Origin of the sequence: Anaerosolibacter sp., from assembly GCF_029240175.1 — a bacterium.
Classification (GTDB): domain Bacteria; phylum Bacillota; class Clostridia; order Peptostreptococcales; family Thermotaleaceae; genus Anaerosolibacter.
Window position 1 is genome coordinate 65,541 of record NZ_JARBTM010000012.1, and the last position, 21,035, is coordinate 86,575.

A 21,035-nucleotide genomic window follows, 5' to 3' on the forward strand; every position below is an offset into this window, starting at 1 on the left:
GATGTTAATTGACGGCAGGCAAAAGAGAAGAATAAAAGTGGTCGAGGCAATCATCACTTTACTGGGATGGATATATATATTGGGTTTCTTCATATATACAGCCTTGACCTTGATACTTTGGTATTTTAACTTAAATTATATCTATAATGAACTATTCTACATGCAGAATATTTTTGATACACTCAAGATTATTTCTGTTACGATTACTGCGGCAATGGTTGCTTTTGTCATCATGCTTGGATGGGGGCGGTACAACTATCAGAAATTTGGACACTTAGATAGGAGGCAATTCCCTAAAAAGGTCTCTTCAGAGGATATCGCTAAATATTTTAATCTTTCTATCCAGCAAGTGGATGAGCTCCAAAGCGATAAGTGGATAAACCTAGAGAAAACCATCGTCTAATCATTTGCAAACAGAAGAAGCCCACAGGGATATATCACTGTGGGCTTCTTCTGTTTATAGGGATGTTTACTCGGTTTCAATCATTTCCCATTCTACGGCTTTTCCTTCTCGTGGACAGGAAGGAAAAGCCTCACCTGCATCAAGTTTTATTTTTTTGCCAAATTCGTTCCTATAGGTGCCAGTAACGATGACTCTATCTCCAGTTATGCCATTAATACGCATATCATACTTCCTTTCAAAAATATTTATTGCAGTAATAACATTCTCCGATTTACTGACATTTATTCAGATAGAGGAAGTAAGAATGATATTAGCTAAGCCTTTAAAATAAAGAAACGAAGTCTAGCCATCTATTATTTGTCGGATGGATTATACCTATCAGCTAAAAGTTCATCACCTACACCAATATTTTCAAGTTCGTTCTCTTTCACATATGTAACGAAAGCTTGCACTGGAATATTGTAGATTTCACTTAATCGAGGGATGATTTCTTTAACAATCCTATTTTTCTGGTCTTTCGTTATTTTCGGACCTTCAATTTTTACTACTGGCATAAAAGCACCTCCGTTAGTTTATTTAACTGTATTATAAATGGTATTTCCAATTGTTTCAATATTTATGTTGGACAAATGATTAAGGGTGTATGATGAGATGTATTAAAATTTAAAGTTAAACATGAACTATAACTTTAACAAGTGTGAGCGGTCCTTATATAATAAGTGGGTTTTAATTCCATATAAAACAGGAAATTGGAATATTACATGGAATATACTGTATAAGTGCATGATTGATTCATGAGTATTTAAGGGGGGAATTACATTGTATAACAAAACACGGAGAATCATTGCTGTGGTTGTTTGCATCATCATTGGAGTTGTGATGCTATCAGCTTGTGGTGCAAAATCATCTGAGCAGGCTATGTCTGTAACTCAAGAACATGCGATGGAGGCAGAGGGAGGATTAAGCAATAGGGTTAATGATAAAAATACAAGCGCAGTGCAGATCGATGAAACCAGTGTCCAAGGAACCCATCGGAAGATTATAAAATCTGCAAATGTTCAGATAGAGACCCAAAGTTTTGATGAGGTGACAAGCGGTATTCTTGACAGAACCAAAAAATTAGATGGATATGTTGAAAACTCCAACATATCAGGAAGGCGGGGCAACGAAAAAACTGACATTCAAAATAGAAGGGCCTATATTACTATACGAATTCCAGAACATGCATTTGAATCATTTTTATTGACAGTGGAGAAAATGGGGAATGTTATAGGAAGCCAAACAAGAGGTGAAGATATATCAGGCCAGTATTTTGATACGGAGGCTAGATTGAAGGCTCTTCAGATACAAGAGGAGAGACTGCTAGAAATATTAAAAAAAGCCCAAGCGGTGAAGGATATCATAGAATTAGAAAGAGAACTCTCTGAACTAAGATATCAGATTGAGAACTTAACCGGTACTATTCGAAAATGGGATAGTCTTGTGAATTATGCTACTATTGAAATTGAAGTCATTGAGGTTCAGAAGATGACAGAAGGTGATAGTGATGTATTTATGGTCAGCATAAAAAGAGGGTTTAATGATTCTGTTGAAATGGTTGGGCGAATGATTAAAGGTCTAATTATCCTCCTGACAATGCTGCTGCCATTCATTTTAGTAATGATACCCCTAGTCTTCTTGTATGTATTTCTGAAAAGAAAATTGAAAGCAAAATGGACAGCTATCTATTTGAGAAAGAAGAAAGAGCACAAAGATTTTAATGGTGATGAAAAGTAAATACATTATTTTACAGGCTATCATTGAAAGGATGAACGATTACAATAAAGTTTTAGCTGTGTTTTTGCTATTTTCGAGTATAATAATGTGTATAAAGAAAAATAAGGTTGGTGACTATATGCAGTTTAATGAAAATAATGAAATCATAAATGAGATAGAACAAAGGGCAATACTGGTGGGTTTGAGTACTGGAAGCAAGAACGAGATAACCACGATTGAAAGTTCTATGGAAGAATTGAAGGAGTTGGCCAAGGCAGCTGGAGCAAAGGTTCTGGATGTGACGATTCAAAATAAACAAAGAATTGATGTAACCTATTACATAGGAAAAGGAAAAGCAGAGGAAGTCCAGATTTTATGTAGAGCTTTAGATGCAAATCTGGTTATTTTTAATGATGAACTATCGGGAGCCCAGATCAGAAACCTTGAGGAGCTGATAGGGGTAACCGTTATAGATCGTACCACATTAATTCTTGATATCTTTGCCCATCGTGCCCGATCGAAAGAGGGAAAATTACAAGTAGAATTGGCGCAGTTGAGGTATAGACTGCCAAGATTGGTAGGGTTGGGGGCCTCTCTATCCCGAACTGGAGCTGGTATCGGAACGAAGGGACCAGGTGAAAAGAAACTAGAGCTAGATCGAAGGCACATTCTGGATCGTATTACCGATATACGGCATCAATTAGAGGAAACTCGAAAAAATCGAGAAACACAGCGTACCAAGCGCAGAAAGAGCGAACTGCCTATTGTTGCCCTTGTAGGATATACAAATGCAGGAAAGTCTACATTGATGAACAAGTTCATGAGTATTTCGGGTGTTCAGCAGGAAGAGAAGGAGGTCTACGTAGAGGATATGCTCTTTGCAACCTTGGATACTGCCCATCGAAAGATGATATTGCCCACCAAAGAAGAATTTATTCTTATCGATACCGTAGGATTTGTTAGCAAGCTTCCCCATTCTTTGGTAGAAGCATTTAAGGCTACATTGGAAGAGGTTAAGGAAGCAAATTTACTATTGCATGTAGTAGATGCAACCAATGAGGACTTTGAAATGCAAATGAAAGTAACGGAGAAGGTACTCCATGACTTAGGTGTAAATGACAAACCAACAATTTTAATTTTTAATAAGATAGATAAACTTGAGGCACGACCAAATGTAATACCTAGAGGAGAAAATATACTCCATATATCAGCACGAAATGATATTGGTTTGGATTCCCTAATTGGAATGATTAAAGAGAAAATCTTTAGCAATATGAAAAAAGTTGAACTCCTTTTACCCTATGACAAGGGAGATATAGTATCCTATTTATGCGACAAAACCAAAGTATTGAAAACAGAGTACAGAGAAGATGGAGTGCTCGTGGAGACTACCCTAGGACCTGCCGATTTCAGCAAGTACAAGATGTATACACTAAATGCAGATGAGGTTATGGAGTGAGAATATGATTCCAAAGAATAATCAAGTATTAAATTGGGAGCATATAGAAGAAATAGAGGACTATATGCTTACCTACCTCCTCTATCGAGAAGGGAAAAGTGTACCCCTTCTGGCTAGGATAAGAAGGAAAAGTATCGAGGAGATCAATGAAGATCTAATATTGGCGAAGTCTAAGCTTTTTGCAAAAAAACAAAGAAGCAAATCACTGCTAGACAAGATGGTAGAAATCACAAAGACAGAGCGATTATCCTTGATCCAAGGTCTAAGTAAAGAGGAAAGATTAGAAATCATAAAAGAAGTCAAAGAAAGATATGATGGGTTTAAGAATCCTGAGGATAAGATGATGTTAATTTGGATTATTGGTGAATTGAATGCAAAGGAATTGTTGGAATACGTCTATAGAGATATGAGACATCATCATGGAAATGTGAGAAGATTGGCTTGTTCTGCCCTCAAAAAAATTGGAGATGATACAAGTTTAGAATATCTTCATAAAGCGTTGATAGATCCAAAACCCCAAGTACGTCAATATGCAGCAAAGGCATTAAGCCTATTAGGCAATGAAAAAACCTTGAATAGGATTAAAAAGCTAGTAAATAATCCAAATGAAAAAGAATATGTAAAGATGGCTTTTATGGAAGCCATCCGAAACATGGAAACAAGATTTAATAGTAATTAATTTTTTCCTTTGTATGTTGAACGATCTTTACAATATTCATATAAGTTGATCGGGTACCCTTAATGACTATAGGTCGACCAAAACCCACCCATTGTAATCTTCTAGATGAAAAGCCGCCTATTCGCATAAGGGTGTTTACTGTGGGCAGTGTATTTACAATCATAAGATCATCTTGTGATTGCCCCAGTGCTCTCCACATATCCTGTATAGCTGGAATGACAAGATGGGGTGAGAATTGACGGCCTAAGGTATAGATATTATGGCCTTTTTCGTCGCGGCCTCGTAAGATAATTTTTCCTCGATCACATTTTTCCAAGGTATCGTAAAAAGAGATCCCAAGAAAATCATGCTTATCAGGAATATATTCCATAGGCAATAAACCTAAGTGAATGGCCGCTGCCGTCGTTGAAGAATGGGCACCGCCTACACAATGATAGATAATATGCAGAAAAACACCTCCCTTAACATTGGGCAAATAAAAGCTATATCAGTTTCTCATATATTTATTATGTGTAAAAACATAATAAATATATAAAAGGTGTATGAATTATGAAAAAAATGGAATAATAGGAATAGCAGGATCAGGGAGCATGAATTTTACACAAAAAATTCAGAATAGTCTTGCGAATGGCTGCTATTTATTATATGATAGTAGTAACAAATCGGAGGGAGGAATTAGCCTATGCTCTTTAGAAATTGTGCAGGTGGAGTGGTGTTCTTCGAAGATAAGGTGTTGCTTTTAAAAAATGAAAAAGGTGAATGGGTATTACCGAAAGGTGTAATTCGTAATGGGAATCTCTCAAGAGATACTGCATTAAACCGTGTGAAAGAAGAAGCGGGTATTCATGCAGAAATTATCTCGCCAATTGGAGAAACTTGTTACGAATTTTATTCTATTTCAAGACAAAAACCTGTGTGTAATGAAATTACCTGGTACATGATGACTGCAACCAGTGATCTTTGTAGTGTGAATGAAGCGTTAGGGTTTAAAGAAGCTGTTTTTTACCCGATTCATGAAGCTATTGAGAGAATCACCTACAGTCAAGATAAATCGCTAGTTAGCCTCTCCTATAGAAAATATAAAGACTTAATTGGAAATGAATTAGTGGTATAATATAAAAGAGAGTAGTTTTTACTACTCTCTTAGCATTTCTATAGGAGCGTGAATTCTATGCAGAAGAGATATAGAACAATTCTTGATTATGGTGAAATTGAACATATCATTGAAAAATCAAGGTTTATTGGTTATGCCAAGCCAATACAAAACGAGGAAGAGGCTTTAGCATTCATTGAGATGATTCGAACAAAACATAAAAATGCTACCCACAATGTACCCGTGTACATACTTGGAGAGAATAATGAAATTCAACGGTATTCTGAGGATGGAGAGCCTGCAGGAACAGCAGGGACACCTATCCTGGATATGCTGAAGAGAGAGGAAATCAAGAATACAGTCATTGTTGTAACACGATATTTTGGTGGTATTAAACTAGGAACTGGGGGCCTTGTGAGGGCATATACCTCTACAGCAAAGCTGGCATTACAAAAAGCTAGGGTGGTTGATAAGGTATTGTATCATGTAATCAGGGTAAGAATAGACTATTCACTTTTAGGCAAAGTACAAAATGTACTATTAAATGGGAACTATGTAATCAAAGATACTGTTTTTGATGATGGGGTAAGTCTGTTTGTATATGGGAGAATTGATGAATCAGATCAACTAATCAAGCAAATTATAGATTTAACCAATGCCCATGCAAAAATTGACGTTGTAGATACCTTATATTTAAATGAGGAAGAGGGCCTTTTGATCAATAAATAAATTCTTTTGAGATCAGAATAAAGCTGATGACAATGGGTAAGTATGTCCATAGGACATTAAAAAGGAGGTATTTTAAATGAATATGGAACAACTGAAACTAGAAATGTTAGGCAAAAGCGTGTGGGCAGTAGTTGGTGCTACACCAAATCAAGAAAAATTTGGAAACAAGATTTATAAAAAACTTAAAAGTAAAGGTTATGAAGTATATGCTGTCAATCCAAATTATGATGAAGTTGAAGGCGATCGCTGCTACCATAGCATCGAAGAACTGCCTGTAAAGCCAGACTGCGTAGATATGGTCGTTGCTCCCCCGGTGAGTAAAAAATTCATCCCAAGTATTGCAGAAGCAGGGGTTAAGTATTTGTGGTTTCAACCCGGCTCATTCGATGATGAAGCCATTTCCCTAGCAGAAGATCAAGGGATTCAGACTGTATATCATCATTGTGTATTGGTAGCATTAGGCTAAAGAGTCGTACTATTTTGTACGACTTTTGTCTTTCCAGAAGAACTCGTATACTCCCATGAAAAAAAGAAAAACACCAAAAAGTTTTCGTAATAAGCCTGAAGGAAGATTAACCGCTAGGTAGGAACCAGCCAAAGCACCCATCATACCCGTGATAATAAGGGGAAGGCAAAGCTTTATTTCAATACTTTTATTTCTAAAGTGGGTTATGAGGGCCACAATGGCTACTGGGACAAAGGATAACAGATTAACACTTTGGGCTTGCTGCTGTGAAAGGCTTGTAAACATAATCAATGCGGGAATCAAGATTGTGCCTCCACCAATCCCCATACCTCCAATAATGCCTGAAAGTAAGCCGATAAGTATGAGATTCATTAAAACACCATCCTTAATGCAGCAAGAATCATGAAAATGGCAAATCCTTTTCTGAGTAAATGACTTGGAATTCGGTTAAGCAGTCTAGCACCGATATACCCGCCTAGAATTCCTCCTAGGGCCACTTTAAAGGTTACATCCCATACAATGATCCCATGCCTAAAATAAATAAACATGCTAACGATCGTTAATGGTAATATGATTGATATAGCAGTAGCATGGGCCTTGTGTTCTTCAACACCTAGAAAGAAAAACATGCCTGGTACAATCACAGTCCCGCCACCTGAACCAAACAGGCCATTGACCAAACCAGTAATAAGCCCTAATAATATGATTTTAAAAGAAAATGACCTTTTTTCCATGAAATCACCTATATAGTCACATATTCATCTATTGGAAATCGTATAATAATTCCATGAGATGCTGACATATATAGTGTGGACTTTATGAAATTTTTTATGAGTCTATTGACTTTGATGGATAAATATAGTAAAATAAAACCAATAAATCCGATATGAATAGTAAGAATTGGAGGGATATCATGAAAGTTGTAAATAGTATCACGGAATTAATAGGCAATACCCCTATGGTAAAGTTAAATAAATTGATTGGTAAGGATGATGCTCAAGTATATGTAAAATTAGAATTTTTCAATCCAGGAAGCAGTGTTAAGGATCGAATTGCGTTAAGCATGATTGAAACTGCTGAAAAGGCCGGCTTATTGAAGGCGGGTTCTGTTATTGTTGAACCTACCAGCGGGAATACAGGGATTGGGTTGGCCATGGTGGCTGCGGCCAAGGGATATAAATGCATCTTAGTTATGCCTGAAACCATGAGTATTGAGAGAAGAAAGCTTCTAAAAGCCTTTGGTGCTGAGCTTATTCTTACTGATGGTGCAAAAGGAATGAAAGGTGCCATCGAAAAGGCGACAGAAATTTCAAAAGAGAATCCGTTATACTTTATGCCTCAGCAGTTTGAGAACGAGTCAAATCCAGAAATTCATAGAAATACTACTGCCCTTGAGATTATAGAGCAAATGGATAGTAACTTTGACATGTTTATTGCGGGTGTAGGAACAGGTGGTACAATTACAGGTGTTGGTGAGATCATAAAAGAAAAAGTGAAAGATGTAAAAATTGTTGCGATAGAACCTAAGGATTCCCCAGTATTATCGGGTGGTCAGCCTGGACCTCATAAAATTCAAGGTATTGGGGCTGGATTCGTACCAAAAATTCTAAATACCAAGGTAATAGATGAGATTATTCAAGTTGACAACGAGGATGCAATGGAAATGGCAAGGAGAATGGCAAAGGAAGAAGGTATCCTTGTGGGTATTTCTTCAGGTGCTGCCGTATGGGGTGCTTTGCAAAAGGCCAAGGAGCTAGGAAAAGATAAGAAGATCGTAGTTGTAATTCCAAGCTACGGGGAAAGATATCTGAGTACACCACTCTTCAATTTTGAATAAAAGTATAAAAGCATAGCTGATTAGGCTATGCTTTTATAGTATAATATGGAAATTTTTTTGCATACAGTATTATATAAATTTATTTTTGTGTTATAATGATGAAAAGAAAAATCTGTATCCTTGTGTACGGAGTTTAGTGAAGGGAGTTTGAGAAATGGATAGAACAATTGAGGAAAAAGTTAATCTTACAGTCGATTGGTTGAGGGAGAAAGTAAAAGACTCCCATACAAATGGAATTGTTGTAGGGGTTTCTGGAGGAATCGATTCAGCATTAGTAGCTTTTCTAATCAAAAGAGCTTTTCCAAATAATTCTTTAGGAATTATTTTACCTTGCAAAAGTAATCCTAAGGATCGAGAGGATGCCTTAAAGGTTATAGAAGCATGTGGAATACAGCACATGGAAGTTGAACTCAGTGATACCCATGATCTATTATTAGGAAACGTGGTTGCTGAAATGAGAAAGAACGGACTCATTGATAATGATACAAATCTAAGGTTGAGCGATGCAAACCTTCGTGCCAGGCTGCGAATGAGTACCATTTATGCTGTAGCCAATTCTTTAAACTATATCGTCGCAGGTACTGATAATGCAGCTGAAATACATACAGGATATTTCACCAAATATGGAGATGGCGGCGTAGATATTATTCCTATAGCTAATCTGCTAAAACGTGAGGTTTACCAATGGGCTCAGCATTTAGGGGTTCCGCAAAGTGTGATCGATCGACCTCCGTCAGCTGGATTATGGGAGGGGCAAACGGATGAATTAGAAATGGGCACCACATATGGTATGGTCGATGATGTAGTTGCTGGAAAAGAGATCCCTGAAAAGGATCGGGTCATTATTGAAAAATTACATCAACGTTCGGAACACAAGCGTAGAATGCCAGATAAACCACCGATATTCTAATAGACAGAACACCCGAAAGGGTGTTGTGTTTTTTTGAAAAATAAGACTTAAGGCGGATTTTGTATAGGTTTGGTAAATAATGCAGGAAAAACAGTTTTTTTATCGTATCTTAAATGTTAAGTTGATTTTTGTTTTTATCACGCCTATTGGAGGAAACCATGAGACTAGTACGGATAGAGAATGTTACTTCAGGTATGATTTTAGGTAAAGATATTTATTCTTGTGAAGGTAAAATTTTACTTGCCAAAGGCGTTACCTTGACGAGTCACTTTATAAAAAGATTGCAGAGTTTAACAATGAATGAGATTTACATAGAGGATGAGATATCAAGAGATATCGAAATTTATGATATTATCGATGAAAGAACTCGTGTCATTGCAAAGCAAACAATTTATCAAGTCATGCAGGATTTGAAAGTGAAGAAAGCCTTAGATTTTCATGGTATACAAGTTGCGATCAACAGGATCGTCGACGAATTGTTAAGCAATCGGGACATTATGATCAATTTGACAGATTTAAGAAGTGTGGATGAATATACCTTTGCCCACTCTGTAAATGTTGCTGTATTGTCGATTGTGATAGGGAAAGCATTGGGATATAATGAGCTTCGTCTTAGGGATCTAGGAATTGCTGCGATTCTTCACGATATTGGAAAAACACAAATTCCTAATGAGATTCTAAATAAGCCAGAAAAGCTGGCTGAAAAGGAAATTGAGATCATGAAAAATCATACACAGTTCGGGTATGACATATTGAAGGACTACGACGAAATTAGTGGGCTATCCAGGGTAGGCGCATTGTTACATCATGAGCGTATAGATGGTAGTGGTTACCCTTTTGGAAAAAGGGGCGATGAGATATCCGAATTTGCCCGAATTATAGCCATCACAGATACTTACGATGCTATGACTTCTAACCGAGTCTATAAAAAAAGAATCACACCAGATAAGGCGATTGAATACTTAATTTCTATGGGTCAGCACTATTATGATTATGATATGGTAAGAGTATTTTTAAATCATCTGACGGTCTACCCTGTGGGAACGATCGTAAAGTTAAATACAAAGGAGCATGCCATCGTTATAGATAATAACTGCTATACGCCTACACGGCCAATCGTAAGACTGATCCGAGATACGGAAGGAAACTATGTTTCTAGATTCGAAGAGATTGATCTTCAGAAAAAATTAAATATTAATATTGAAGAAATTGTTGATGAATAAAAAATTTCTAATGACAGATAATAATCCTAGAACAGGATAGTAAAGAAAGCGAAATTCCAGGATTAGTTCGAGTTTGATACCGGCAAGAATCTGAAAGACCTTTCTTAGCTACTCCTGTTTTTTAAATGTAAAATAAGGGCACTGAAACCGTTTCAGTGCTCTTATTTTACGTTTTACATGGAGGCAGATAAATCCTCTTCCATAAGCAGAATATTCTTTAGGACGATGCTGCTGTTAATTTTAATAAGCTGTAGGTCTTTTTTCGCAAGAGATTTTTCTAGATTATTTACTGATGCGTCATATTTATCCGTTGTGGCTTTGGCTTTTTTTTCAATTAGCTGAGGCTTTAGGGTCTGTCCATGGTCTTTTAGTTTGCTTAAGCTTTCCTGGGCTACATCATAATCACCTACGGCTGCGTTTAATACAAGGTTTCTCACTTGATACTTCAAAGTATATATGGATGGGGGAACCTCCCTTTTGAAGTATGCTCGAAAATCTGGCAGATATGCTGTAAGATTATTGGCAACGGAAAGTGTTTCAAAGTATTTTTTCTCGAAACCAAACTTGGTCAGGTTATCAAGGGCGTTTTCGAAACTATTCATTGATTCTGGGGAAACACCCTGTTGAATAAGCTGCGGTTCTAAAACATTCCACTTGTTGTGGAGACCCAAAATGGTCGCGTTCACTGATGTCCATACTTCATCTAAGCTTTTAGGTGTCTTTTGGCCTTCCTTCTCAGCTTCATCAGATTTTTCCCGTTTCATGAGTTCAGTAAGAATACCCTCCTCGATGGTCATAGGTGCAGGTTTTTCTTCTTCACTGCTACTCGGGGCTTGCCCTTGACCACTCTCTTGTTGACCTCCTTGTTCACCGCCTTGCTCACCACCCTGTTTCTGTTCCTCTGAGCCTCCGCCTCCTCCTTCTGCGGCTTTCATCTGAGCTTCTTCAGCTTTTTTCTTTTGCTCGATCATTTCCTTTTCTATAATGACACGCTGGAGGAAGGGAAGCTTATCCACTTGCTCCATAATTTTAAGTGCATCCTGCTCGATTTCCTCTACTACTTTTGGAAGGGGTTTTGGTTCATTCTCAGATTTAGGACTTGGTTTTTGCGGCTTTTTTGCACAAGCAACGGATGTTATAAGAATACAAAAAATCATGGCCAAAATGCCCCATTTTTTTATTTTCACCATAGAATCACCTCAAAACTAGTATTTCCACTGGCAAATGAAACAATACTGAAAACATCTTTCGTAACAGAAATCAAAAAAAATTCATAACATGATATATGACTTGAATTTAAATTGAAAAAAGGTGGTGAAAGCGTGTATTGTTATACAATGGCCTATAGTTTACAGTGTGTGCTTGGAGAATTAATTATGTGGACAGACATTTCTAGCGAACATCCTATATTTGTAAAAACAGTGGCAAAACTCAGCAGAAAAGATTTGCCAAAGGATATCAGCGAAGAACTAAAGAAACTAAGCAAATCCTTCGAAGCATTGAATTTGAAAGCGAAGGAACAATTGGTCGATGCGCAAAGCATGGCAGTACAACCAATGATGTATGTATACATGAATCGAGCAAAGGTATTGCTAAATGAGTTCGGAAGATTAAATAGAATCTGGATTGGATTGATAAAGGAAATTATGAAATATGGAAAAGAGGATAAGGTATGGCAAACCTTATTATCCCATATAGAAGAAGAACAGACCTACATGGATCGTCTGTTTCATACACTATATATGCAGATCTGAATAAACAGGTGGTTCTATCATGAACCACCTGTTTATACATTAATCAAACTTATCATAATAGATTAAATTTTCAGGGATACCTTTTTTCTTCAGGGCTTCAATGGTAGACTCGATCATAGATTTACTGCCGCATAGATAAGCTTCCTTGTTTTCCCCATCTACTATATATTTGTCTATCAGATCCGTAACGCGGCCTACTTCACCGGTCCATCCATCTGCAGGTGTTGGGCGAGATAGGCACGGGGAGAAGGTGAAGTCTGAAAGCTTTTCTTCAAAGGATTTCATTTCTTCTGTCAATATCAGATCTTCCAGGGTACGAGCGCCAAAAAAGTAGGTTGCTTTTCTTGTAGTTCCCTGGGATAGCATTTGATAAAGAATAGCCCGCATCGGTGCCATACCTGTTCCTACTGCAATCAAAATCATTTCTCTATCATTATCCTGAAGATAGAAATCTCCGTAAGGTCCGTTAAAAAGAACTTCATCACCTTCTTTTAGAAACTCATGAATATAGGTTGTACAGATGCCGTTAGGAACATATCCGATGATCAAATCGATATGGTCAGATTCATTGGTATTGGATGCAACAGAATAGGCTCTATACACTTCCTCATTATTCCCTTGGTAGATTGGAGCCTTGAGTTGAATGTATTGACCTGGTTTGAAAGTGATCTGAAGGGGTTCAATCAGTTTTAACCGAAGGAATTTAATCGTTGGTGATAAATCTACAAGTTTTTCGACAAGGCCTCGGAATTCCTTCACATTGAATAACTCTTCAGGAATTTGAATTTTCATGTTTTCTTTTACTTTGCATTGACAGGATAATCGCACATTATTTTTCATTTCCTGAGCTGATAAATAGGGCAATTCCGTTGAAAGAACAGGGCCGCCTCCTTCGATAACAGATACTTTACAATAGGCACAGCTTCCTTTCCCGCCACAGGCTGAAGGGATAAAAATTTGACTGTCCCTTAAAGACGTGAGAAGAGAATTTCCACCTTCTACAGAGACTTCTTTTTCATCATTGATGATAATTTTACACTCCCCATAATTGGCGATATAGGAATTGGCCAAAGCAAGGAGCAGCGCCAAGATGCCTGCAATGGCAGTGATGACGATTACTGTGATACCAATTGTCATGGCAAACACCTCCTACTGTATTTGTACAATTCCTGAAAAACCAGTAAAAGCAAGGGCCATCAAGCCAATGATAATGAGTGTAATTCCTGGACCTTCAAGCCCTTTTGGTATCCTATTCTTTTTAATCTTCTGCCGGATACCAGCTAGAGCGAGAATGGCTAATGTCCAGCCTAACCCAGAACCTAAACCAAAAGCCACCGATTGCAAGAAACTATACTCTCGAATAACCATAAAAAGTGATACCCCTAGAATGGCACAATTCACAGTGATTAATGGAAGGAATATACCCAATGCATAATATAAATTCGGCATATATCGTTCTAAGACCATCTCGACTAGCTGAACAAAGGCAGCAATGACAATGATAAAGACGATAAACCTCATGTATTCTAGGTGTAATGGAATCAGTACATAATGATATACCAAATAATTGAGTATCGTAGTAGCTGTAATGACGAAGGTTACTGCCTGGCCAAGGCCTAAAGAGGTATTGATTTCCTTGGATACCGCAATGAAAGAGCACATACCTAGAAAGTTTGAAAAAATCATGTTGTTTGTAAATATTGCAGCAAACAGTATAACAATAGGATTGATTTCTATCATGATGTTGCACCTTCTTTCTGTTTCTCATCATCAGGAGATAGGTTACGGGCCACCCAAATGACTATAGCCAACATAAAGAAAGCTCCTGGCGGCATAATCATAAGGGTCCATTTCGTCCACCAGCTGCCAAGAAGTGGGTAACCGAATAATGTACCAAACCCCATAAGCTCTCTGAAAAATGCGATTACGAGAAGAATAAACGAATAGCCAATACCAGATGCTATACCATCAAGAAAGGAAACCAGTGGTTTATTATTTTGAGCAAAGGCTTCACACCTGCCCATAATAATACAGTTTGTGATAATCAATCCCACATATGGGCCTAAGGCTTCACTCATGGAGGGATAATAGGCTTTTAGGACGATATCCACGATAATTACATAGGAGGAGATGATTAGGGTCTGAACCATCATACGGATATGCTTTGGTGTATATTGACGAATAAGAGAAACGGTTAAGCTAGAGAAAGAAGTCACAAATATAAGACCTATGCCCATGACCAGAGAATTCAGCATTAAATTGGTAACGGCAAGGGCAGAGCAAATACCTAAAATCTGGCGAAAAATTGGATTGTCCTTCCAAAATCCTTCTAAAAATATTTTTTTTGTATTGCCCATGGATTATTTGCCCCCTTTCTTAAGCTCTAAAAATTCAATCAGACTGTCGTTCACAATATTCAATACTGCTTTTGAGGTGAGGGTAGCCCCTGCAATGGCATCGACAGTACCATTAGGTGATGGTCTATACAGGACATAGGGTGATGAATTATTTAACTCAATATTTCGGAACTGCTCTTTAAACCAGTTCTCATCTATTCGGCCGCCTAGACCGGGGGTTTCAGAATGGGCTAGAAAATCAATGCCTAGAATATTATTTAGATCCTTATTCACAGCAACAATACCTTGTATGTTACCCCATAGACCTGGACCTTCCATTTCTGTAGCATATCCTATCAGCTGGTTGTTGATATGCCCTTCGTAGATAAGCATAGATCCTTGCTTTGATTCTTTGATGTGGGTGTCGTAAAGGGCATTGATCTCATCTGTTTTCATAGTATCGTCAAAAGGTATATTAAAAGCATACAGCAGCTTCTTTTGATGTTTGATGATTTGATTTCCTTGAACAGCAGCGATCGTACTTTGATTTAAAGCAGACAAAGCCAAAGTAAAGATAGCTGTGACAATCATCATAAAGAAAACCGAATATAGGCTGCCTTTTTTCATGCAGTCACCTTCTTTCGATTGCTTTTATAAAGCTTGACACCTTCATCAATAAGGGGGGCAAAGGTATTCCCGATAAGTATGGCGAACATAATACCGCCGGCAAATAGGGCATAACCCCTGATAATAACGGTAACGATACCGATGAGGATGCCATAAATCCATCGACCTTCCTTGGTCATAGGAGATGAAATAGGATCGGTTGCCATGAAAACCGCACCAAACAGTAAACCCCCAGAAAGCAAACCAAACAATGGGTTAGGTACAGTGGGTGCACCGAATATGTAGAGGCTAGAACTCATAAAAAGATACCCCATAAAAACACCAGCCATTGTCTGCCATGCTGCTGACTTGGTATAGATAAGGTAGATGGCAGCGAAAATAATCAGCAAGGCACTGGTTTCACCAAGGGAGCCAGGGGTATTTCCTAAAAATAAACGGGTAAATGATTCCATTGTGGTTGTTTCTCTAAAGATTAACATAGGTGTAGATTGGGATATGGCATCTATACTTTCTGTGAGCCATACGGTAAATCCACCTGGAAAGCCAGCGGCTGATTTTACCCAATGAATTGTTAAAGGCTCTGGAAAACATATATAGACAAAAGACCTAGCCACAAGGGCAGGATTAAATACATTTCTACCGAATCCGCCAAAGACCTCTTTGCCAAAAATAACGCCAAAAACAATACCCACTCCAGCAATCCAAAACGGGGTAGATGGTGGTAATGTAAGGGTGTATAACATACATGTTACAATTACTGCTTCAGAAATAGGTTTGTTGTAGCGTTTCTCAAAGAACCATTCTGCAGCAATGCCGATAGCAGTAACCCAAGCCATTAAAACCAACGCTCTGAGGCCAAAAAAATAAACAGATGCAATCACTATGGGAATGAGACTATAAATTACTTTTCGCATAAGTTTTTGTTTCATGAACAGTGTTTTTTTAATATCGCTCATCTAGACACTCCCCTCTTAAGATATATCTATCAAATACCCAGTAAAACGAATATTAAAAACATTACTTTATAAAAATTGATGTGGATGTGACATCATACTACTCATAATATGCTAAATGGTAGTCATTATTGCATAAAAGGAATGAAGAATGATAATGTTCACACTATGGGTTCCTATTACATAAAATGTTGGTAAGTGGCAAATTACATAAAAGATATTATGGAAAGGGAGCCGATAGCATGAAGATTGGAATAGATGCTAGAGTAGCAAGCTGGCACATAGGGTCTGGTTTAGGAAATTATACAAGTCAAATTATTTCAAATTTAAAGTATATAGATTCATTGAATACCTACATGCTTTTCTATCCAGAAAAAAAAGATCACTCTTTAGTAAATCTATACAGATCTACCCACGAAGATGAAAAAGAGAGAAGAGGAGATTTTTGGAAGCAAATGTATGGAACAGAATGGGATAAAGACCCGAAGGTTGATGTTTTCCATAATACAGTCAATGGCATAGGTATACCGAGTAAGGGAAGTCATAGGCTGGTCATCACACTCCATGACTTGATCCCTTATATTATGCCAGAAACAGTTGACAAACCTCATCTAGATTATGTGCTTCGGCATACTCCTGAAGCAATTTCAAGAGCCGATAAGATCATTACCGTATCCCAGCACTCAAAGAAGGATATCATGCGATACTTTAACGTACCAAAAGAAAAGGTTGAGGTGATTTATCATGCAGCAGACAAGATCTTTCAGCCTATAGATAAGGGAGAAGCGAAGAAAAAAATTACGGAAACTTATGGAATCGCGAGTCCATATATACTGTACTTAGGTGGATTCAGTCCAAGAAAAAATATTGCACGATTGATTCGGGCATTTCATATGATTTGTCATGAATTTGATGAGGACTTTAAGCTTGTGATTTTGGGAGAACCTTCCAGAACCTACGTAAATCTCAAAAAATTGACTCAAAAACTAGGCGTTGAAGATAAGGTGATCTTTACTGGATTTGTACCAACCAATGATTTGCCTTTATTTTATAATGGATGTGCATGTTTTGTATATCCATCTTTATATGAAGGATTTGGTTTACCACCCCTTGAAGCTGCTGCTTGTGGAGTACCAGTGGTAACTTCAAAGGTTTCCTCTATACCAGAAATCATGGGGCAGAGCTGTACCTATATTGATCCCTTCGAAATCGTGGATATAGCGCAAGGAATGTATGATACCATCATGGATCAGGAATTAAGGAGTCGATTGATTGGAAAAGGATTAGATCAAACGAAAAAGTTCTCATGGGAAAAAGCATCCTTGGAAACCCTAAGGGTTTATGATAGTCTATCCACCTAGTGAATAAAAACGGATATGTTTGGTCATAATAATACGAAACAGGTGTGAATATTACACTTATATTACAAATACAGAAAATAGTTGTAATTTTTACCAGATAGGCATATAATAATCACAGGTAAAAAGAAAATTTTGGAAAAAGGAGGTCGTGTTTAAATGATTAGAACTGTAAGCTATGCCGTTGAAGTCGTCACCGCATGTTCCTGTAGAAAAACTGAATCAATTTCAAAAATTGCACGACCCATATATAGAGGTATTGTTCTGTAATTATGTACTTTAACATAGAACTTTTTAATGCCATGGGTAGTGTGATACTATCTATGGCTTTTTGATTTCCGATTCTCATAGACTGTCAGTTAAGGAAATATGGATTGTATTTGTTCATGTTTCGTTGAATGCATTGGAAAGCCATAGGTAGCGTTATGCCCTATGGCTTTTATTTTGCGCAGAAAGGGGAGGATCATATTGTTTAAGGTGATTACGATTTAGGTTTCAATTGGAGAAGTTGTTTATAGGGGGGTAGTAATATGGGTAGAGGAAACATAATCAAAGTAAATCCAGAAAAGATAGCTTTAACAGATATTGTAAGAACAGGGAGGAAGAAAGCCATGTCATTTTTAAATGTAAACTTAGATATTCGTCATTTTCATATAGATATTTCTGTGAAAAAAGATGAGCAAAAAAGAAAAGAGAGAGTAAGAAGAGTCATTGAACAAGAACAGAGAATAAATCAGATCGTGGAAGAACGAAATAAACTTAACTGGCAGGTTATGAGAATCACTATGTAAGAAAGATTCGAGTTATAAGAACAGGATACTGTAGGAGGAAAGAAAATGAATAGAGAAAATATGATACTAAATAATTCAAAAGAAATAGAAATTCGAGAAATAATTGAAGCAGGGAGGAATAAGCTTATGTCAGTACTAAATCTAAACTTAAACATTAGCCATTTTCATATAGATATTCGTGTAAAACGAGATGATGAAAAAAGAAAAGAAAAGGTACGCAAATTAATTGAACATGATAAAAGGATTAAGGAAGTAATGGAAGAAAGAAATAGGATTGATGCACAATTTATGAGAATCAATATGTAAGAAACAGATGGGGAGACCCATCTGTTTTTGCAGGAAAAGATAAGAGAAAGACGAATATAAATAGAGGAAACGGAGGAGATATTCTAATGAAGAAAGTGAAGATAGCCATTGTAGGTTATGGTAATATAGGGAATCAATTCGTTAAGATTATAAAGGAAAAGGGACCAGAGATTCTTAAAAACTATGGCTTGGATTTTCAGCTTACCGCTGTGATCGGTAGAAAAAATATGATCTATGAAGAACGGGGGGTAGATGTAGATAAGTTGTTAGCCATAGGGAAAGACCTAAGTAAGTACGAAGGAAATGTGCTCAAAATAACCAGCAGTACCGATGCTCTTGAGACCATTGAAGCAGATGTTCTTATTGAAGCAACACCAACAAATATCGAAACCGGAGAGCCTGGATATTCCCATATAAAGAAAGCTTTTTCATTAGGTATGGATGTGGTAACCTTGAGTAAAGGTGCCCTTGTTTGTCATTATGAAGATGTAGTCAATACCATGAATCAATACGGGCGTAATATGAAGATGAGCGGTGCAACTGCTGCTGCCCTGCCTACTATAGATATGGGTCAATATAATCTAGCAGGAAATGAAATCCTAAAGATGCAAGGCATATTAAACGGCACTTCTAATTATATTCTATCAAGAATGCATGAAGAAGAGATTTCTTACGAAGATGCTTTGACTGAAGCACAAGAAAAAGGAATTGCCGAGAAAAATCCAAAATTGGATGTGGGTGGTTATGATACAGCATCGAAACTGGTAATTCTGGCAAACAGCTTAATGGGAACAAATTTTAGTTTAAAAGACGTGCAGATTCAAGGAATTGAAGAGGTCAGTCTAAAAGATATTAAGATGGCTAAAGCTGAAAACTGTACAATTAAATTGGTGGGGGAAGTTGTTCGAAACGACGGACAGGCAGGGATATGGGTTGCTCCAATGAAACTAGACCACACAAATCTATTGAGTAGGACACAGTATAAGGATAAGGGAATTGTATTTTATACCGATTTGATGGGTGCTATAGCAGTTATAGGCGGCGCATCAGACCCAAGGGCCGCGGCCGCCGCGGCACTGAAGGATATCATAAATTTATATAAATAAAAAGATGGGTGTTCCATTAAACTGGAACACCCATCTTTTTATTTGAAGAAATTCATGAAAGTTGTGATTACGCCTGCATTAAAGAAGTCGATGAATAAGCTTCCTACAAGCGGTAGGATGAAAAATGCAGCTGGGGCAGGACCGAACTTACCAGAGATCGTTTCCATATTTGCAATGGCATTTGGTGTAGCGCCCATACCAAAGCCACAGTGGCCACTTGCAAGCACAGCCGCTTCATAATCTTTACCCATAACTCTAAAGGTTACAAAGTAAGCGAATAATCCCATTAAAGTTGTTTGAGCAACTAGCATTACAATCATTGGTACTGCAAGTTCAGCTAGTTCCCAAAGCTTTAATCCCATCAATGCCATGGATAAGAATAATGATAATGCAATGTTACCTAAAAGATCAATCTCCTCTGAAGCTACCTTAAAGGAACCTGTGCCATCAGAAAGGTTACGCATGATGGCAGCAGCAAACATTGCGCCAATGTACGGCGGGAATGTCATACCAGTCTTTTGAAGAACAATAGAAATCACAGTTCCAATACCCATTGCCAATATAATCTGAGAAGCAGCCGTTGCAAAATTGTTAGGAATTAAAGGTTTTACTGATTCCTCAAGGGTAGCAGCAGCTTCATTCATACCCATAGACTGTAGCTTTTTTTGCTCAAGATTATTTTTTTCAATTAAACGTTTTCCGATAGGACCGCCAATCATACTTCCCATGATCAATCCAAAGGTTGCAGCAGCCATAGCTACTGTTGTTGCTCCTGTAGCTCCAGCATTTTCAAACAATGGAGCGAATGCACCAGATGTACCGTGACCACCTGTCATAGGAACAGATCCTGTAGCAAGTCCGATCAGAGGATTTAACTGGAAAACCTTTGCTAAACTTACGCCAACAACGTTTTGAAGTACAACTAAAACAGTAGCAAGTCCTAAAAATATAAATACTTGAATGCCACCTTTTTTAAGTAACTTTAAGCTTGCTGTAAAACCAACTGTTGTAAAGAATGCAGTCATCAGAACTTTTTGGAGTGTTGTGTCCATTTCAAAGGTTAATACACCCGACTGCTTTAACACCAAGGAAAGAATTGCGAAAATAAGCCCCCCAATTACTGGAGCAGGAATACAGTACTTTTCTAGGAAATTAACTCTTTTTCTTAAAGTTTGTCCTAAAAACAATACTACCACAGCGAGTGCAATGGTTTGAATCATATCTAGTTGTAAAGCCATAAAAAATACCTC

Annotated in this window: 27 protein-coding genes; 15 read left to right on the top strand and 12 right to left on the bottom strand. The window is 37.5% G+C overall.

Annotation, left to right across the window (positions count from 1 at the left end):
• Position 1 precedes the first annotated feature (1 nt).
• Positions 2–403 (top strand): poly-beta-1,6-N-acetyl-D-glucosamine biosynthesis protein PgaD, encoded by a 402-nt coding sequence (pgaD, locus tag K0R93_RS10285; protein WP_300300853.1) that lies wholly within the window; start codon positions 2–4, stop codon positions 401–403.
• A 66-nt stretch (positions 404–469) separates the two neighbouring features.
• On the opposite strand, the gene K0R93_RS10290 is transcribed toward pgaD, so the two are convergent.
• Positions 470–625, bottom strand: a complete 156-nt coding sequence (locus K0R93_RS10290) for a hypothetical protein (protein WP_300300855.1) — start codon at positions 623–625, stop codon at positions 470–472.
• Between the two features lie 131 nt (positions 626–756).
• Positions 757–957: a 4-oxalocrotonate tautomerase DmpI gene (gene dmpI, locus K0R93_RS10295; RefSeq protein WP_300300857.1), complete on the bottom strand. Its 201-nt coding sequence runs from the start codon at positions 955–957 to the stop codon at positions 757–759.
• Between the two features lie 265 nt (positions 958–1,222).
• Between dmpI and K0R93_RS10300 the strand changes: the two genes are divergently transcribed.
• From K0R93_RS10300 to K0R93_RS10310, 3 genes are all read left to right on the top strand, one after another.
• A complete protein-coding gene (locus K0R93_RS10300) occupies positions 1,223–2,179 on the top strand; it encodes a DUF4349 domain-containing protein (protein ID WP_300300859.1) in 957 nt (318 codons plus the stop codon).
• A gap of 118 nt (positions 2,180–2,297) precedes the next feature.
• On the top strand, positions 2,298–3,617 hold the full coding sequence (gene hflX, locus K0R93_RS10305) for a GTPase HflX (RefSeq protein ID WP_300300861.1): 1,320 nt from the start codon (positions 2,298–2,300) through the stop codon (positions 3,615–3,617).
• Positions 3,618–3,621: 4 nt separating this feature from the next.
• Positions 3,622–4,296: a HEAT repeat domain-containing protein gene (locus K0R93_RS10310; protein ID WP_300300863.1), complete on the top strand. Its 675-nt coding sequence runs from the start codon at positions 3,622–3,624 to the stop codon at positions 4,294–4,296.
• On the opposite strand, the gene K0R93_RS10315 is transcribed toward K0R93_RS10310, so the two are convergent.
• A complete protein-coding gene (locus tag K0R93_RS10315) occupies positions 4,283–4,771 on the bottom strand; it encodes a DUF3189 family protein (RefSeq protein WP_300300866.1) in 489 nt (162 codons plus the stop codon). The two genes, K0R93_RS10310 and K0R93_RS10315, sit on opposite strands and share 14 nt — an antisense overlap.
• A 207-nt stretch (positions 4,772–4,978) precedes the next feature.
• Here K0R93_RS10315 and K0R93_RS10320 point away from each other — a divergent pair, with 207 nt between their 5' ends.
• The 3 genes from K0R93_RS10320 to K0R93_RS10330 all read left to right on the top strand — a co-directional run bounded on the left by K0R93_RS10320 (position 4,979) and on the right by K0R93_RS10330 (position 6,584).
• Positions 4,979–5,410: an NUDIX hydrolase gene (locus K0R93_RS10320; protein ID WP_300300869.1), complete on the top strand. Its 432-nt coding sequence runs from the start codon at positions 4,979–4,981 to the stop codon at positions 5,408–5,410.
• 57 nt (positions 5,411–5,467) lie between these two features.
• Entirely contained in the window at positions 5,468–6,118 is a 651-nt protein-coding gene (locus K0R93_RS10325) for a YigZ family protein (protein WP_300300871.1), read from the top strand.
• A gap of 76 nt (positions 6,119–6,194) precedes the next feature.
• A complete protein-coding gene (locus K0R93_RS10330) occupies positions 6,195–6,584 on the top strand; it encodes a CoA-binding protein (RefSeq protein ID WP_300300874.1) in 390 nt (129 codons plus the stop codon).
• A gap of 9 nt (positions 6,585–6,593) precedes the next feature.
• Here the strand turns inward: K0R93_RS10330 and K0R93_RS10335 are convergent, their stop codons facing one another.
• Together K0R93_RS10335 and K0R93_RS10340 are read right to left on the bottom strand one after the other, a co-directional pair.
• Complete coding sequence (locus tag K0R93_RS10335; protein ID WP_300300876.1) at positions 6,594–6,956, bottom strand: sulfite exporter TauE/SafE family protein; 363 nt, start codon at positions 6,954–6,956, stop codon at positions 6,594–6,596.
• A complete protein-coding gene (locus K0R93_RS10340) occupies positions 6,956–7,318 on the bottom strand; it encodes a sulfite exporter TauE/SafE family protein (protein ID WP_300300878.1) in 363 nt (120 codons plus the stop codon). The genes K0R93_RS10335 and K0R93_RS10340 overlap by 1 nt, the downstream gene beginning before the upstream one ends.
• 179 nt (positions 7,319–7,497) lie before the next feature.
• Here K0R93_RS10340 and cysK point away from each other — a divergent pair, with 179 nt between their 5' ends.
• From cysK to K0R93_RS10355, 3 genes are all read left to right on the top strand, one after another.
• On the top strand, positions 7,498–8,421 hold the full coding sequence (cysK, locus tag K0R93_RS10345) for a cysteine synthase A (RefSeq protein WP_300300880.1): 924 nt from the start codon (positions 7,498–7,500) through the stop codon (positions 8,419–8,421).
• Between the two features lie 154 nt (positions 8,422–8,575).
• Entirely contained in the window at positions 8,576–9,331 is a 756-nt protein-coding gene (gene nadE / locus K0R93_RS10350; protein WP_300300882.1) for an NAD(+) synthase, read from the top strand.
• A gap of 158 nt (positions 9,332–9,489) precedes the next feature.
• Positions 9,490–10,554 (top strand): HD-GYP domain-containing protein, encoded by a 1,065-nt coding sequence (locus K0R93_RS10355; RefSeq protein WP_300300884.1) that lies wholly within the window; start codon positions 9,490–9,492, stop codon positions 10,552–10,554.
• Between the two features lie 173 nt (positions 10,555–10,727).
• On the opposite strand, the gene K0R93_RS10360 is transcribed toward K0R93_RS10355, so the two are convergent.
• A complete protein-coding gene (locus K0R93_RS10360) occupies positions 10,728–11,741 on the bottom strand; it encodes a hypothetical protein (protein ID WP_300300886.1) in 1,014 nt (337 codons plus the stop codon).
• A 135-nt stretch (positions 11,742–11,876) separates the two neighbouring features.
• Here K0R93_RS10360 and K0R93_RS10365 point away from each other — a divergent pair, with 135 nt between their 5' ends.
• Complete coding sequence (locus K0R93_RS10365) at positions 11,877–12,308, top strand: DUF2935 domain-containing protein (RefSeq protein WP_300300888.1); 432 nt, start codon at positions 11,877–11,879, stop codon at positions 12,306–12,308.
• 39 nt (positions 12,309–12,347) lie between these two features.
• On the opposite strand, the gene K0R93_RS10370 is transcribed toward K0R93_RS10365, so the two are convergent.
• Genes K0R93_RS10370 through K0R93_RS10390 form a run of 5 tightly spaced genes read right to left on the bottom strand, consistent with a single transcriptional unit; the run spans position 12,348 to position 16,227 of the window.
• Positions 12,348–13,445 carry an NADH:ubiquinone reductase (Na(+)-transporting) subunit F gene (locus tag K0R93_RS10370; protein ID WP_300300890.1) on the bottom strand — a complete coding sequence of 366 codons (1,098 nt, stop codon included), beginning with the start codon at positions 13,443–13,445 and terminating at the stop codon, positions 12,348–12,350.
• Positions 13,446–13,457: 12 nt separating this feature from the next.
• Positions 13,458–14,048 (bottom strand): NADH:ubiquinone reductase (Na(+)-transporting) subunit E, encoded by a 591-nt coding sequence (locus K0R93_RS10375; protein ID WP_300300892.1) that lies wholly within the window; start codon positions 14,046–14,048, stop codon positions 13,458–13,460.
• Positions 14,045–14,665, bottom strand: a complete 621-nt coding sequence (locus K0R93_RS10380) for an NADH:ubiquinone reductase (Na(+)-transporting) subunit D (RefSeq protein ID WP_300300895.1) — start codon at positions 14,663–14,665, stop codon at positions 14,045–14,047. The genes K0R93_RS10375 and K0R93_RS10380 overlap by 4 nt, the downstream gene beginning before the upstream one ends.
• Positions 14,666–14,668: 3 nt before the next feature.
• Entirely contained in the window at positions 14,669–15,271 is a 603-nt protein-coding gene (locus K0R93_RS10385; RefSeq protein ID WP_300300898.1) for an FMN-binding protein, read from the bottom strand.
• The gene (locus tag K0R93_RS10390; RefSeq protein ID WP_300300900.1) at positions 15,268–16,227 is read right to left on the bottom strand and encodes an RnfABCDGE type electron transport complex subunit D; all 960 of its coding nucleotides are present in this window, start codon (positions 16,225–16,227) and stop codon (positions 15,268–15,270) included. The genes K0R93_RS10385 and K0R93_RS10390 overlap by 4 nt, the downstream gene beginning before the upstream one ends.
• Positions 16,228–16,466: 239 nt before the next feature.
• Between K0R93_RS10390 and K0R93_RS10395 the strand changes: the two genes are divergently transcribed.
• The 4 genes from K0R93_RS10395 (at position 16,467) to K0R93_RS10410 (ending at position 19,785) form a co-directional block, all read left to right on the top strand.
• On the top strand, positions 16,467–17,585 hold the full coding sequence (locus K0R93_RS10395; protein WP_300300903.1) for a glycosyltransferase family 4 protein: 1,119 nt from the start codon (positions 16,467–16,469) through the stop codon (positions 17,583–17,585).
• Positions 17,586–18,112: 527 nt separating this feature from the next.
• Positions 18,113–18,373, top strand: coding sequence for a hypothetical protein (locus K0R93_RS10400; protein WP_300300905.1), 261 nt, complete (start codon positions 18,113–18,115; stop codon positions 18,371–18,373).
• A gap of 45 nt (positions 18,374–18,418) precedes the next feature.
• Positions 18,419–18,679: a hypothetical protein gene (locus tag K0R93_RS10405; RefSeq protein WP_300300907.1), complete on the top strand. Its 261-nt coding sequence runs from the start codon at positions 18,419–18,421 to the stop codon at positions 18,677–18,679.
• A gap of 86 nt (positions 18,680–18,765) precedes the next feature.
• Positions 18,766–19,785 carry a homoserine dehydrogenase gene (locus tag K0R93_RS10410; protein ID WP_300300909.1) on the top strand — a complete coding sequence of 340 codons (1,020 nt, stop codon included), beginning with the start codon at positions 18,766–18,768 and terminating at the stop codon, positions 19,783–19,785.
• 38 nt (positions 19,786–19,823) lie between these two features.
• On the opposite strand, the gene gltS is transcribed toward K0R93_RS10410, so the two are convergent.
• Positions 19,824–21,023 carry a sodium/glutamate symporter gene (gene gltS, locus K0R93_RS10415; RefSeq protein WP_300300911.1) on the bottom strand — a complete coding sequence of 400 codons (1,200 nt, stop codon included), beginning with the start codon at positions 21,021–21,023 and terminating at the stop codon, positions 19,824–19,826.
• Between the last annotated feature and the right edge of the window lie 12 nt (positions 21,024–21,035).

Excerpts from the sequence above, each read along its gene's own strand:
- K0R93_RS10400 (WP_300300905.1), top strand. The coding sequence starts at position 18,113 with ATGGGTAGAGGAAACATAATCAAAGTAAATCCAGAAAAGATAGCTTTA.
- gltS (WP_300300911.1), bottom strand. The coding sequence starts at position 21,023 with ATGGCTTTACAACTAGATATGATTCAAACCATTGCACTCGCTGTGGTA.
- K0R93_RS10405 (WP_300300907.1), top strand. The coding sequence starts at position 18,419 with ATGAATAGAGAAAATATGATACTAAATAATTCAAAAGAAATAGAAATT.
- K0R93_RS10310 (WP_300300863.1), top strand. The coding sequence starts at position 3,622 with ATGATTCCAAAGAATAATCAAGTATTAAATTGGGAGCATATAGAAGAA.
- pgaD (WP_300300853.1), top strand. The coding sequence starts at position 2 with ATGTTAATTGACGGCAGGCAAAAGAGAAGAATAAAAGTGGTCGAGGCA.
- K0R93_RS10410 (WP_300300909.1), top strand. The coding sequence starts at position 18,766 with ATGAAGAAAGTGAAGATAGCCATTGTAGGTTATGGTAATATAGGGAAT.
- K0R93_RS10330 (WP_300300874.1), top strand. The coding sequence starts at position 6,195 with ATGAATATGGAACAACTGAAACTAGAAATGTTAGGCAAAAGCGTGTGG.
- K0R93_RS10355 (WP_300300884.1), top strand. The coding sequence starts at position 9,490 with ATGAGACTAGTACGGATAGAGAATGTTACTTCAGGTATGATTTTAGGT.
- K0R93_RS10380 (WP_300300895.1), bottom strand. The coding sequence starts at position 14,665 with ATGGGCAATACAAAAAAAATATTTTTAGAAGGATTTTGGAAGGACAAT.
- hflX (WP_300300861.1), top strand. The coding sequence starts at position 2,298 with ATGCAGTTTAATGAAAATAATGAAATCATAAATGAGATAGAACAAAGG.
- K0R93_RS10290 (WP_300300855.1), bottom strand. The coding sequence starts at position 625 with ATGCGTATTAATGGCATAACTGGAGATAGAGTCATCGTTACTGGCACC.
- K0R93_RS10325 (WP_300300871.1), top strand. The coding sequence starts at position 5,468 with ATGCAGAAGAGATATAGAACAATTCTTGATTATGGTGAAATTGAACAT.
- K0R93_RS10320 (WP_300300869.1), top strand. The coding sequence starts at position 4,979 with ATGCTCTTTAGAAATTGTGCAGGTGGAGTGGTGTTCTTCGAAGATAAG.
- K0R93_RS10385 (WP_300300898.1), bottom strand. The coding sequence starts at position 15,271 with ATGAAAAAAGGCAGCCTATATTCGGTTTTCTTTATGATGATTGTCACA.
- K0R93_RS10395 (WP_300300903.1), top strand. The coding sequence starts at position 16,467 with ATGAAGATTGGAATAGATGCTAGAGTAGCAAGCTGGCACATAGGGTCT.
- dmpI (WP_300300857.1), bottom strand. The coding sequence starts at position 957 with ATGCCAGTAGTAAAAATTGAAGGTCCGAAAATAACGAAAGACCAGAAA.
- K0R93_RS10340 (WP_300300878.1), bottom strand. The coding sequence starts at position 7,318 with ATGGAAAAAAGGTCATTTTCTTTTAAAATCATATTATTAGGGCTTATT.
- K0R93_RS10370 (WP_300300890.1), bottom strand. The coding sequence starts at position 13,445 with ATGACAATTGGTATCACAGTAATCGTCATCACTGCCATTGCAGGCATC.
- K0R93_RS10335 (WP_300300876.1), bottom strand. The coding sequence starts at position 6,956 with ATGAATCTCATACTTATCGGCTTACTTTCAGGCATTATTGGAGGTATG.
- nadE (WP_300300882.1), top strand. The coding sequence starts at position 8,576 with ATGGATAGAACAATTGAGGAAAAAGTTAATCTTACAGTCGATTGGTTG.
- K0R93_RS10390 (WP_300300900.1), bottom strand. The coding sequence starts at position 16,227 with ATGAGCGATATTAAAAAAACACTGTTCATGAAACAAAAACTTATGCGA.
- cysK (WP_300300880.1), top strand. The coding sequence starts at position 7,498 with ATGAAAGTTGTAAATAGTATCACGGAATTAATAGGCAATACCCCTATG.
- K0R93_RS10375 (WP_300300892.1), bottom strand. The coding sequence starts at position 14,048 with ATGATAGAAATCAATCCTATTGTTATACTGTTTGCTGCAATATTTACA.